12 protein-coding genes are annotated in these 12,099 nt (G+C 66.1%); 2 read left to right on the top strand and 10 right to left on the bottom strand.

Annotation, left to right across the window (positions count from 1 at the left end):
* Nucleotides 1–452: 452 nt before the first annotated feature.
* On the top strand, nt 453–1,520 hold the full coding sequence (locus tag AAA969_RS01975) for a glycosyltransferase family 4 protein (RefSeq protein WP_425325022.1): 1,068 nt from the start codon (nt 453–455) through the stop codon (nt 1,518–1,520).
* A gap of 135 nt (nt 1,521–1,655) precedes the next feature.
* Here the strand turns inward: AAA969_RS01975 and AAA969_RS01970 are convergent, their stop codons facing one another.
* The 4 genes from AAA969_RS01970 to phnC all read right to left on the bottom strand — a co-directional run bounded on the left by AAA969_RS01970 (nt 1,656) and on the right by phnC (nt 7,042).
* On the bottom strand, nt 1,656–2,711 hold the full coding sequence (locus AAA969_RS01970) for a substrate-binding domain-containing protein (RefSeq protein ID WP_338243057.1): 1,056 nt from the start codon (nt 2,709–2,711) through the stop codon (nt 1,656–1,658).
* Between the two features lie 57 nt (nt 2,712–2,768).
* Entirely contained in the window at nt 2,769–3,968 is a 1,200-nt protein-coding gene (locus AAA969_RS01965; RefSeq protein ID WP_338243055.1) for an OprO/OprP family phosphate-selective porin, read from the bottom strand.
* A gap of 240 nt (nt 3,969–4,208) precedes the next feature.
* Nucleotides 4,209–6,248 carry a phosphonate ABC transporter, permease protein PhnE gene (phnE, locus tag AAA969_RS01960; RefSeq protein WP_338243052.1) on the bottom strand — a complete coding sequence of 680 codons (2,040 nt, stop codon included), beginning with the start codon at nt 6,246–6,248 and terminating at the stop codon, nt 4,209–4,211.
* On the bottom strand, nt 6,248–7,042 hold the full coding sequence (gene phnC, locus AAA969_RS01955; RefSeq protein ID WP_338243050.1) for a phosphonate ABC transporter ATP-binding protein: 795 nt from the start codon (nt 7,040–7,042) through the stop codon (nt 6,248–6,250). The genes phnE and phnC overlap by 1 nt, the downstream gene beginning before the upstream one ends.
* 68 nt (nt 7,043–7,110) lie before the next feature.
* On the opposite strand from phnC, the gene AAA969_RS01950 reads away from it, so the two are divergent.
* Entirely contained in the window at nt 7,111–7,593 is a 483-nt protein-coding gene (locus tag AAA969_RS01950) for a prepilin peptidase (RefSeq protein WP_338243048.1), read from the top strand.
* Here AAA969_RS01950 and gspN read toward each other — a convergent pair.
* The 6 genes from gspN to gspI are packed head-to-tail and all read right to left on the bottom strand — an operon-like array spanning nt 7,578 to nt 12,099.
* Nucleotides 7,578–8,324, bottom strand: a complete 747-nt coding sequence (gene gspN, locus AAA969_RS01945; RefSeq protein ID WP_338243046.1) for a type II secretion system protein N — start codon at nt 8,322–8,324, stop codon at nt 7,578–7,580. The genes AAA969_RS01950 and gspN overlap by 16 nt on opposite strands.
* Nucleotides 8,324–8,824 carry a type II secretion system protein M gene (locus AAA969_RS01940; RefSeq protein ID WP_338243044.1) on the bottom strand — a complete coding sequence of 167 codons (501 nt, stop codon included), beginning with the start codon at nt 8,822–8,824 and terminating at the stop codon, nt 8,324–8,326. The genes gspN and AAA969_RS01940 overlap by 1 nt, the downstream gene beginning before the upstream one ends.
* Nucleotides 8,821–10,044, bottom strand: a complete 1,224-nt coding sequence (gene gspL / locus AAA969_RS01935) for a type II secretion system protein GspL (protein ID WP_338243042.1) — start codon at nt 10,042–10,044, stop codon at nt 8,821–8,823. Before gspL ends, AAA969_RS01940 begins: the two co-directional genes overlap by 4 nt.
* Nucleotides 10,041–11,066, bottom strand: a complete 1,026-nt coding sequence (gspK, locus tag AAA969_RS01930) for a type II secretion system minor pseudopilin GspK (RefSeq protein ID WP_338243040.1) — start codon at nt 11,064–11,066, stop codon at nt 10,041–10,043. Before gspK ends, gspL begins: the two co-directional genes overlap by 4 nt.
* Nucleotides 11,063–11,734: a type II secretion system minor pseudopilin GspJ gene (gspJ, locus tag AAA969_RS01925; RefSeq protein WP_338243038.1), complete on the bottom strand. Its 672-nt coding sequence runs from the start codon at nt 11,732–11,734 to the stop codon at nt 11,063–11,065. Before gspJ ends, gspK begins: the two co-directional genes overlap by 4 nt.
* Nucleotides 11,731–12,099 carry a type II secretion system minor pseudopilin GspI gene (gene gspI / locus AAA969_RS01920; RefSeq protein WP_338243036.1) on the bottom strand — a complete coding sequence of 123 codons (369 nt, stop codon included), beginning with the start codon at nt 12,097–12,099 and terminating at the stop codon, nt 11,731–11,733. The genes gspJ and gspI overlap by 4 nt, the downstream gene beginning before the upstream one ends.

Genomic DNA, 12,099 nt, shown 5'->3' with positions numbered 1-12,099 from the left:
ATGAAACGCGCGGACGATGGTCCAGCCTTTTAACAAGAGCAAGCGAAGTCTTCCGCGCTCTTGTCTTCGCGCACAATTACCTTGAGCGGTCCAAACAGGGAACGCTCTTCGTCTATGAACCAAACATTGCGCGGCACGCGGCGCAAGCCCGGCTCCGCAACAATTTCCTTGCGTCTCCAGCTAGCGCTGCCGAGCAAGTCTGCCACCCCGCCGGCACTGCTTTTTTGGCGCAAGCCGGGGCAACCGCTTTCTTCGCTTCAAGCCGCGCCATTCACCAGTATGTTAAAGGCTGACTTTGTCGGCCGGCTCCGCTACACGCGCAGAACCGTGCCCCGAACGACCCGGCGCCCTGGGCGCCCGACACAACACAGGATGCCATGACCGACGCAATCGAAACGCCGCCCGAGGCCCCGGAACCCCATCAGGAGGGCGAAGACCGCCCCCAGCGCATCATGCTGGTCACGGACGCCTGGGAGCCGCAGGTCAACGGCGTGGTGCGGACCCTGTCGCGCACGGTCGAGGAATGCCGGGCCATGGGCCATCAGGTCGAGGTCATCCATCCCGGCCTCGGCTACAAGACCATCCCGATGCCGACCTATCCGGAAATCAAGCTGGCGCTCGGCGCCCGCAAGGATATCGCACAGCGCTTCAAGGCCTTTGAGCCGGAAGCCATCCACATTGCCACGGAAGGTCCGCTCGGCATGGCGGCCCGGCGCATTTGCGTGAAGTGGAAGCTTCCCTTCACCACGAGCTATCACACCAAATACCCCGAATACATCAACGCCCGCTTCCCCTTCATCCCGCTGTCCGCCGGCTATGCCTTCATGCGCTGGTTCCACAACGCCTCGGGTCGGATCATGGTGACCACGCCGTCCATGCGTGATGATCTGGCGGCGCGCGGCTTCAAGAACCTGACGGCCTGGGCCCGCGGCGTCGACATCGACATGTTCAATCCGGACAAGCGCTTTGTCGGCGGCGAGGATGTCTTTGCCGGCCTGACGCGCCCGATCTTCGTCAATGTCGGCCGGATCGCGGTCGAGAAGAATATCGAGACCTTCCTCAAGCTCGACCTGCCCGGCACCAAGGTGGTGGTGGGCGACGGCCCGCAGCGCGAAGAGCTGATGGAGAAATATCCCGACGCTGTCTTCCCGGGACCGAAATTCGGCGATGACCTCGCCCGCTGGTTCGCCGACGCCGACGTCTTCGTCTTCCCCAGCTGGACCGACACGTTCGGTCTGGTCAACCTGGAGGCGATGGCCTGCGGCACGCCGGTCGCGGCCTTCCCGGCGCATGGTCCCAAGGACATCATCCCCGGCTCCGGCGGCGGCTTCATCAATGATGACCTGCGCCAGGCCTGCCTCGATTGTCTCGAGATTGATCGCGCCGCGCCGCGCGCCCACGCCGAGAAACACTCCTGGCGCCAGTGCGCGATCGATTTCGTGCAGAACCTGACACCGCACCCCAAGCCCGAGCGCCGTCGCTTCTGGCGCCGCCTGAGGCGGCAGAAGTCCCTCTACTAGGGCCACCGACGCAGTCGGGACAGGTTAGGCCGACCTGTCCCCATTTGCTCTGGCCCCATTTTGCCTTGGACCAGACGTGAAAACGGGGACGGCCATCTGGCCATCCCCGCTTGCACACCCGTCAAAAGGACAGGTCTATTCCGGAGACTGCGTCATCGCCGAGAGGTTGACGGCGCGGTCACGGGTCTCGTCGCGCACACCATCGGGGAGCGGGATCAGGCCGCGGTCGGTGAGGTAGCCGAACTCGCCCCAGGCGTCCTCGGAGGTGAACTCCTCGACGTATTCGACAAGGCCCGGGATGATCGCCGCGTGCTGGTTCTTCACGTAGAAGAAGAGCGAGCGGGAGACCGGGTAGCTGCCATCGGCAATGTTTTCGAACTCCGGCGGAACGCCATTGATCGAAACCGCGGAGATGCGGTCAGAGTTCTGGTCGAGAAAGGAGAAGCCGAAGACGCCGAAGGCGGTCGGCGTGTTGACCAGCGTCTGGACAATGGCGTTGTCATTCTCGCCGGCATCGATCCAGCGACCATCTTCACGGATGCGGCTGGCAATCTGCTCGAAACGGTCACGGTCGCTGTCACGCAGAGCATCCATGCACGCGACATGACGGGCACCGTCCTGCATGCCGAGCTCGACGAAGGCATCGCGCGTTCCGGACGTCGGCGGCGGGCCGAAGACCTCGATCCGCTGACGCGGCAGCGACGGGTCGATATCCGACCAGCGCTCATACGGGTTGGGAATGAAGCTGGAGCAGGTTTCGTCCGCCGGCACTTCGGCAGACAGGGCCAGCCAGACCTGCTCGAGCGTCATGTCCACTTCCGACATGGAGCGGTCGGCGGAGCCCAGGACGATCCCGTCGAAACCGATACGCACTTCGGTGATTTCGCGCACGCCATTGTCCTGGCAGCGCTCGTATTCCGAGCCGCGCATGCGGCGCGAGGCGTTGACGATGTCCGGGTGCTCGGTGCCGACACCGGAGCAGAACAGGCGCAGACCGCCGCCCGACCCGGTCGATTCGACAACCGGGGTGGCGAAGCCGGTCTTGGCGCCGAAGCTTTCAGCCACGGCGGTCGAGAACGGGAATACGGTCGACGAGCCGACGATGCGGATCTGGTCGCGCTGCTGTGCCTGGGCACCACCGGCGATCGCCAGGGCCGCCACAGCGACGGCGAGTTGAGCGTGGAGTTTCATGTCTTCAATTCCTTGCCACTAAACGATGCAGGCCCGGCATGACCGGGCCCGCGTTGATCAGAAATCCCATTGCAGTCGAACTTGTGCGCCCGACACGTCGGTGTCATTCGCGCCCGGAACCGAGAGCGTGCCATCGACGAGATTGGCCATGATGCGGAAATGGTCCTCAAGGTACCAGTTCACACCCAGGGTCAAATTGGTGAGTTCGCCGGCCGCGACGGTGTCGAGGTCGGCGCGGTCCAGACGGACGGCGACTTCCCAGGCGCCCGGCCCGCCTTCCGACACCGTGGTCGTCGGACGGGTGCGGCCGAACTTGCCGGAGCCGGCCGAATAGCTGCGCGTCTCGCCGGTCAGGAACCAGCCGAAATTGGCAAACTGGGCGTTGAAGTCCGGATTACCGGCCGGGCCGTCGACCGTCATGTTCATCCACTCGGCTTCCGCATGGAAGGGTCCGTGGATGACGGCGGCTTCGAGGCCCCAGAAGAAGGAGGTGTCGGCTTCGCCGAGCGGACGGCCCGGGCGGAAGTCGGCGGTCACGATGCGGTCGGTGATATGGGTCTGCGGACGGACGCGGACGCGGGTCCCGGCCCCGCCATAATCAAGGTGACGAACCGAAGCGCCGAGATGGACCGTGGTCCCCTCGCCGACGAAGGCACGGGTGGCCCGGGCCGAGATCGCCGAGCTGTCACCAAGCTCCAGGGTCTGGGACAGATCGCCCGGACGGCCGCCATAGATGCCGGCCGCGAGGCTGTAATTGGAACCGCTGTGCATCACCGTGACGCCGACCCGGCGATCAAGGCCGAACAGGTCGGTGCCGAGGCCGCGCTCCATGAAGGTGATGTAGCGCGAGGAGGTGATTTCCTCGGCCGAGTTGGTGGTCTTCATGTGACCGACCATCACGTCGAAATTGCCCGCATCGAACGTCAGATAGACGTCGTTGGCAGCGATTTCCTCGTTGATCCAGTCAAACTCGGCCACGTAGTCAACGCCGCGGAAGCTGCCGGTGACGCCGAGGCGGGCAGTGCGCAGCTCGCTGTCGTTAAAGCCGGTGCGGGTGCCACCCGACGTGAAATCGATATCGCCATAGTCGAGGAAGACGCGGCCACGGAAGGTGAAGCTGTCACCGCTGTCCGGGTTCGACCAGGACGGTACGCCGTCAAATTCCCAGCCCCCCGCCTCCTGGGCAGTTGCTGTGGCGGTGGCGACAAGGGCAGCGCTGGCGGCCAAGAGGGTGCTCGCAAGAAAACGTCGGGTCACGCTGGTGTTCCTGATGTTGTCAGGACACCTGTCTGATCCGTTGCGCTATAGGCACAATGTGTCAAAGAGGCGTCCGTTGAGTGAAGGTTTTGCTACGATTTCGTTGTTTCGCGAATTTTCGTACTTCGACTCGATGACGGTTTTGCTACAGCCTCGTGACACCTTTGTTGCATTTCATTGCGCGCACAAAAAAGCCCGGGACGTCAGTGCCCCGGGCTTTCTTCGATTATCCTCGTAAAATCAGGTCAGTCGCTTGCGGAGCAATTGCGACATCATGTCGATCGCGCTGACGGCGATGACGATCACAATCACGATGGCCGCGGTGCGCTGGTAGTCAAACGCCCGGACGGCTTCGAACAGGATCTGTCCGATACCGCCGGCGCCGATCAGGCCCAGCACCGTCGCCGAACGCGCATTCGACTCGAACCGGTAAAGACCGAAGGAGGTCCACAGCGGTGCGACCTGGGGAATCACCGCCCAGATCACCTCGTGGATCGGCCGTGCACCGGTCGCCCGGACACCCTCGACCGGACCATGATCGATCGACTCGACCGCTTCCGAGAACAGCTTGGCGAGGACGCCGGTGGTGTGGACCGCGAGCGCCATCACCCCGGCCAGCGGGCCGAGGCCCACCGCGGCGATGAAGACGAGGGCGATGATCAGCTCGTTGATCGAGCGGAACACGTCCATCAGGCGGCGCACCGGCTGGACCAGCCAGCCCGGCGCGACGTTGCGGGCGCTGAGCAGGCCGAAGGGGATCGCCGAGATGACGGCGATGAAGGTCCCCCAGATCGCGATCTGGACGGTCACGATCATCTGCGGAATGGCTTCCTCGAAGCCGTTCGACAGGGCTTCCCAATAGGTCGCGCGGGAGGCGCTGTCGGCGATGTCATCGGGCAGGAAACCGCCAATGAACTCGCCCATATCGCCGGCGTTTTCGACCAGCAGGTAGGACCGGTCCATGTCAGCGGAGTCGAAGCTCCAGACCAGGATGACCACGACGCCAGCGGCAATCACCGCATTGGCGATGCGCTCCATCAGCGGAACCTTGGGGCCTGGTCCGCGCGGCGCGGACGCCCACAGCAGCAGGACCAGCCCGCCGACCGCGACGATCATCAGAACGCCGCCCATCACCCAGTCGACGCCGGCGGCCTCGGCATGGATCTGGCCTTCGGCCTCATTGGTGATCTGCTCGAAGGAATTACCCTGGCTGGTCAGTCCGGAATTACCGGCCTCGACCTCGGCCAGACGCGCCTGCAGCTCGGCGATACGGGTCGCCCGCTCCTCATCGGTGAGATCGGGATCATTGCGGACATTGGTCAGGTCGCGCACGATTTCGAGCTGTACGATCGGATCCAGATGGGCATTGGATGCCGGCAGGAAGGTGCCGAAGTAGAGCGGGTCGAGGACCGCCCGGGCTTCAGCGACCTCTTCCGGTGTGCCCATGCGGCCGTAATTCATGAAGAAGTATTGCAGGCGCTGCTTGGCTTCGACGTCGAGATCAGCGCGCCAGATGATCGGATCGGTGCCGATCATCGGGGACCGCCAGATCTCGCGCAGACGGTTGTACATGTCCGGACGCGAGCGCTCCAGCAGGATCATGTTGGTGGTATTGTTGGTACCGACATCGATCAGGCCATTGGCCACGGCGACCGCATTGGCCTCGTGATTGGCGTTGCGCACCGAGTTGTAGCACTCGTTCGGGTCAATCCCGCGCGGGGCGAAGATGAAGGCCGACGGCACCAGATAGCCGGAGGTCGAATTGGGATCGCCCATGCCGAAATCGAGGCTGCCGTCACAGGCCAGGATGTCGTCCAGGGTCTGGATCGGGCTATCGGTCGGCACCAGCAGGACCGAATGATAGCCCTCCGAGCCGTCCGGATAGGTGGCCTTGGCGAAGACCTCGCCGCCGGCGCGGCGCACGGCCTGAAGACCGGAGAAATTGGAGAACCAGGCAAACTGCACGCTGTCATAGCGCATCGCCTGGATCACGCCGGCATAGTCCGAGGCGTAATAGGGCTGGATGTCATAGCCCGTCCATTCCGACATCGCATCGATGAAGGGGCGCCAGTTGGTTTCCTGGGTGGCCGAGGATTCGGTCGCGATAATGCCGAAATTGAGCACCCGGCGGCTACCGTCCGATGGCTGGGCGGTCTCGGACGAGGTCGTCGAGGAGCGCGGCTCATTGGCACTGCCGGAACAGGCGGCCAAGGACAGGGCGGCGAGCAGGAGGCCGGCTTTCGCCAGCATGCGGAAGGATTGGGTCAACATCGAGGTCATCACGCCTCTCCCCCTTGGAAAGCCGTCTCGAATTCAGGACCGTAAATTTCGACCAGCTTGTCACGTTCGAGGCCGGAAGCCGGGCCGTCATAGACAATCCGGCCCTTGTTCAGGGCCACGATGCGATCACAGAAACGCTGGGCGTAATCGACCTGGTGCAGCGTCACCACGACGGTCAGCCCGTCATCCAGGTTCAGCTCGCGCAGGGTCTCCATGACCTTGCGGGCGGAGACCGGGTCGAGCGAGGCGATCGGCTCGTCGGCGAACAACACTTCGGCGCCCTGCACGAGCGCGCGGGCGATCGCACCGCGCTGCTGCTGGCCACCGGACAGATTGGAGGCCCGGCGTGCGGCAAAGGCGTCGACACCGACGCGGCTCAGCGCGTCCATGGCGCTTTGCTTGACGCTGTCGGGAAAAATGCCGAGCACGCCGCGCCAGGTCGGCAGGCGACCGAGCGCGCCGACCAGCACGTTCTGGAACAGGGACAGGCGGCCGACCAGGTTGAACTGCTGGAAGATGAAGCCGAGCTTGATCCGGTTGCGCTGGACGCCATTGGACAGCTTGCCGTGCTGCTGCATGGTCCGGCCGAGCACGGAGACGGGTCCGCTTTCGGCGTCGGCGACCTGCAGGGCTGCGGCAACGCGCAGCAAGGTGGATTTGCCCGAGCCGGAGGGACCGATCAATGCAACCATCTCGCCCGGTTTCACGGACAGGCTGACATCGTCGAGCGCCTTGGTCTCGCCGAATGTCATTCGGACATTTTCAGCGTGGAGCGCCAGAGCGGCGTCTGTCATTGTGTCGTTCCCCTGTTGAGTCCAGACCTTGTGGCTCATGCGTATTACACTTTTGTGACAGGACGGGAATGATTCACATTCACCTCGCTACAGCGACCCTCCTGGTCGCCCTCGCCACCCTGGCCTGGATTGATGCGCGCAGCTTCCGCCTGCCCGACCTCGGGACCCTGCCATTGATCGCCGCGGGAGTCGCCATCAACACGGTTTTCCTTGGCACGCCCTGGACATCGCTTGTGGGCGCAGCTCTCGGTTATGGCAGCTTTGTTGCCATCGAGACCGGCTACCGGCACTGGCGTGGACGCGACGGGCTGGGTCGCGGTGATGCCAAGTTGATGGCGGCCGCTGGTGCCTGGTGCGGCGGTTGGCTGCTGCCGCTGATCGTGCTGGTCGGCACGGCGAGCGCGCTGGCCTTCATCGGCGCGCTGGCGCTGATCCGGCGCCGTCTGCCCGATTCGTCACAGCCCTGGGCCTTCGGACCCTGGCTGGCGCTCGGCTTTTTTATCGGCTGGCTGCACCGGGCCTATGGGCCCGGCCTCTATCCGGCGTTCTGATCGGCATAGGCCTGACGCCCTGCGGCCTGCCAGGCATCCCCGTCGCGTTCCAGGCCAGCCAGGGCGAGGCTGTCGGCGAGCTCGGGCCAGGCGGTCTCGATCCGGGCGGTCCAGTCATACCCCCCGGCACGGAAGCCGACCCGGCCCCGCAGCGCCAGCCCCTCGGCCTCACCCGCCCAGTCCAGCACCAGCCGGCCCTCGTCGCAGGCAAAGGTGCCGGTCACGGTCGGCCCGTCATGGCCATAGAGCCGAGCCAGAGCGATCAGCGCGCCGCTGCGGGCCGTGCCGGAGGCGCTGACGCACAGCCCATCCCGGACAACCAGACCATCCAGCCGGATGAAGACCCGCTCGGCCGGGTCCAGCCCGGGCAGGCGGTCAAGGCCGAGCCGATCCAGCGTTGCGACCAGTTGCGTCGGGCCGAGATCCAGACTGTTGCCATTGCCGGACAGACGCGCCCGGCCCGCGCCGCGCAGGCTGGCATCATTGACGCGCCAGCTGCCGCCGAGCCGGCCTGTCAGCAGGGCGAGCGGATCGGTTGCGACTTCCAGCTCGCGGACCGGCACGCCATTGACGCGCAGCCCGTAGACCCGGCCCTGCCAGACCGTCCCGAACACATCGCGATAGCCCAGCGTCTCGCTGCCCCCGGCCGCCAGCGCGACCAGTTTGAGCGGCATCAGCACGATCAGCCAGATCAGCAGCAATCCGGCAACAAGCAGAAGACGCCCCGCCATCACAGGCCACCCCGGCCCAGCACGAAGGCAGCCGAGACGTAACCATCGGCCTCGCGGTCGAGCGTCGAGGCTTGCGGACGGATGCCGTAGCGCTGCTCCAGATCGACCAGCCAGGCGAGCACGGCGGTGGTCTCGGCGCGATCGATATTGACCGTCAGCCGACCATTCTCGCCTGGCACCATGCGGGCCAGGGCAATGTCATGACGCAGCGCCAGGGCACCGACCACGGAGCGCAGCGACTGGGTCGGTGCGTCGCTGGCCGGTTGCGCCGCGGACAGGATCCGGAACCGCTCGGCGTCGGCTTCAACCGCACGATAGAGCTGCATGGCCGAGGCGTACTCATGCCGCGCCCGCGCATGCCAGCCGATCAGCGGCTGGATGACCAGGCCAGTGATAACCAGAACCAGCAACAGGCTGCCGGCCAGGCCCAGCATGATCTGTTCGCGATTGGACAACCCGTCCCACCAGGCGCGGATCGGGCTCAGGACAGCGGACATCATGGCAGCCTCACCACAAACTCGCCCTCGATCCCGGCCGAACCCTCGCGGGCCCCACCGTCCTCGAGCCGCAGGCCAAGCAGGTCGGCGCGAGCACTCAGGGCGTCAAAATCGGAAAAATCGCTATAGGTCGCACCGACCGAAAGACGGCCCCCGGCCGGGTCGAAGCGGACATGGTCGATCCGGATCCGCTCGCTGTCGGCGGTCAGATCGTCGAGCGCGGTGACCAGCTGGAGGAAGGCTGACTGGCCATTGCCCTCGAGCCGGGCGAGGCGATCAGCGAGCAGGCGCTCGGCCTCGGCGGCGATCACCGGCCGTCCGAGATCAGGCACGGCATGATTGAAGACCGCCACGGTTGCCGACTCGAAGCGTTCGGCCTGGAAGCGATAATAGAGCGCCTCCCCGGCCATCAGCAGACAGAAGGCCAGCAGTAGACCGGCCGCCATCGCCAGCGGCCGGCGCAGGGGTCGCATCAGCGCCGCCCCGTCAAAACCGGACGCCAGCCCCTCACCGAACAGCCGCGGCAGGGCGGTCAGCAAGGCGTCATCGAGGCCGCTGGCGCGCAGGTCGAGTTCGCCCTGGCCAATGGCCCGGAAATTCGCGCCGGTCAGACCGAGCGAGCGTGACGCGGCGACCGTGCCGGATCCGGCGGCCTGGACCAAGGGCTGGATGACCGAGCCGAACAGCGCAGTATCCATGACCCCGGCCAGCGGCGAAGCTGGATTTTCCGCGTCCGGGTCGTAGGCAAAGAGAATGCTGTCGCCGCGATCATAGAGGGTCAGCGCAGCGCCCGGCTCGATGGCAACGAGGCTGTCGGGGACGAGGTAGGCCGGGCGAATGGCGAGACCGGCGAGGCGCGCGCGCCAGTCGGCCAGCAGCGCACTGTCGAGTGCAACAACCCAGCGCCGGTCATCCTCGGCACGACGGGGCCCGGGCAGCACCGTCGTCTCGTCGAGGCGGGAGGCAAGTTCGTCCTCGAGCAGATAGGGCGCCGCCAGACGCGCCTCGCGTTCCGAGCGGGCCGGAATGCTCAGCCGGGCGAGGTGAAGGTCTTCAGCCGGCAGCACGATCAGGGTGCGGGTCACCGCGTCCAGGGCTGCCTCGGGCAGACTCTCGTCTGCCGCCAGCCGGCCCTCCTGCAGGCGGGCGCGATGGCCGCGATCCACAATGGACCACGCCACCCCGCCACCGCGCACCGGTTTCAGGATCAGGTCCTGGCTCATATCACATGTCCATAGCGTTGGCTGAGACGGGCCGGCGTCTCAGCCCCCGTCCATTCATAAAGCGCCTCAAGGCGATAGCTCTGGCCGTCATGGAGGACATCCACCGCCAGCTCGAAATAGCGGGTCTCGACCCCGATCGACGAAGCCAGGGCCGGACCGTTTCCGGCCTCCCTGTCGGCCTCCAGTTCGAGCGCCCGCACACTGTCCAGCGCCCAGAAGGCCTCGGCATTGGGAAAGCCGGAGGACGGCCGGGCGAGCAGGATGCCCTCGGCGGCAACCCGCCCCAGCGCACCATCGAACAGGGCGACCAGGAGCGGCCAGTCCTCGGTCGTCAGGGTGTTGATGTTGAGCGGGATCGGCGCGGCGACGGGTCGGGTGCAGATGAACGGCTCGATACGGCGGTAGAGCGCCGGCGTCATCGAGGCCAGCGCCAGCAATTCCTCGCGCTCGGCCATCAACGTATTGCCGGTCCGGTAGGGTATGGGGCGCGCCATGTAGACCGCGTCCTCGGCCCCGCCGGACAGCGGCCGCGTATCACTGTCGATCCAGTCCGTCGCCTCGGCGGCGATGCGGCCGGCCTCGGCCCCGGGCAGGCCAAGCGCGCGCAAGAGCCGTTCGAAGCGGGCGCGTTGGTCGGGGTCAGACGACAGGCCGCCCGCTCCGTCATCGACGACCAGAGCGTTGAGGTTGAAGCAGTTATTGCCGTCGCTGATACGCCCGGCCAGGCGCCCGCGCTCGATCGGAAACTCCCGGGCCTGCTGCAGCCAGGCCGCATCAGGTCGCAAGGCCGTGCCCGGATCGCGCATGGCGGCGGCGATCAAGCCGCTGGCATAATCACGCGCGCCCAGCGCATACCAATAGGCTTGGTCGCGGACCTCCATGTTGGCGGAGCGACGCAGCGAGACCCGCAGGTCTCCGGCCAGCATCATTGCCATCGAGGCCATGACCGCGACCAGCAGCAAGGCACTGACCAGCGAGGCCCCGCTTTCGCGATGCGACAGATCGACGACCCGCGCGCTCATCCGCCCGCCTCCGAGGTCAGCACCACATGTTCCATCGCGCCAAGTCGCGGCGCCGTATAGCGCAGGCGGACAGCTCTCGGCAGGGCGACGTCGCGCTGCCCCGGCTGCAGGCTGACCCGGCGCGTCCAGGCAGCGCCAACCAGAAAGTCGAGTTCGACGTCCGTGACGCCCGTCACCAGCACACGCTCCGCGCCTTCGCCGGGCCCGGCCCCGTCCGGCGCCCCCCTGACCCGGCGCACGAGATTGCCGTCGCGCAGAAGGTAATCGACCCGCGCCAGGCTGGAGCGCGGCCGCAGAAGACCCGGATTGGAGCGTCCGCGCCGGGTAAAGCTCAGCAGGGTTCGGCCGTCATCATCGCGCAGAGCGGGACCCGTCACAGCGATACCCGAGGCATCCCCGGCAAACACCGCCCGATCGGTTCGGCCCGATGCGTCGCGGACCGGACGCAGAACGATCTGGCCGAGATCCTCGCGCAGCAGCGTGCGCGCCGTGTCGAGCTGCGCGGTCTGGTCCAGCACCGCGCCATTGCGGTCCCGCGCCGACAGGCTGGTCGACATCAAACCGACCGAGATCGTGCCGATCACCGCAAAGATGAAGACCGAGACCAGGACTTCGGTGAGCGAGAAGCCGGCCTGGCCGTCCGCGCGGGGCGCCACAGAAACGGTCATGCGGTCACCCGGCGGAAGGTATCGAGCACAGCGAGCACCTGGGTCTGCCCGCTTTCGCTGAGCTCGAGATGGATACGCACGAAGCCGGCTTCCCCGGTCGGCTCGACCCGGGTCCGCCAGTCATAGCTGACCCCGCCCAGCTCATAGCGACCGGACCGCGCTTCCGGCGCGCCGGCGCGCAGCCACTCGGTATTCATCAGGTTTTCCGCCGCCAGCGCGGCCAGCGCCCGGGTCTCGACGGCAGCGGTATTGCGCGTGGTGACCTGGGTCAGGTTCATCAGGGCCAGACCCGCGATCGCGATCACCGCCAGGGCGACCATCATCTCGATCAGCGAGAAGCCGGTATCGGAGCGCGATTGCGACAT

The sequence above is a fragment of the Maricaulis maris genome (genome assembly GCF_036322705.1).
GTDB lineage: Bacteria > Pseudomonadota > Alphaproteobacteria > Caulobacterales > Maricaulaceae > Maricaulis > Maricaulis maris_B.
Note: the sequence above shows the minus strand (reverse complement) of the source record. Positions and strands in the feature narration are given on the sequence as shown.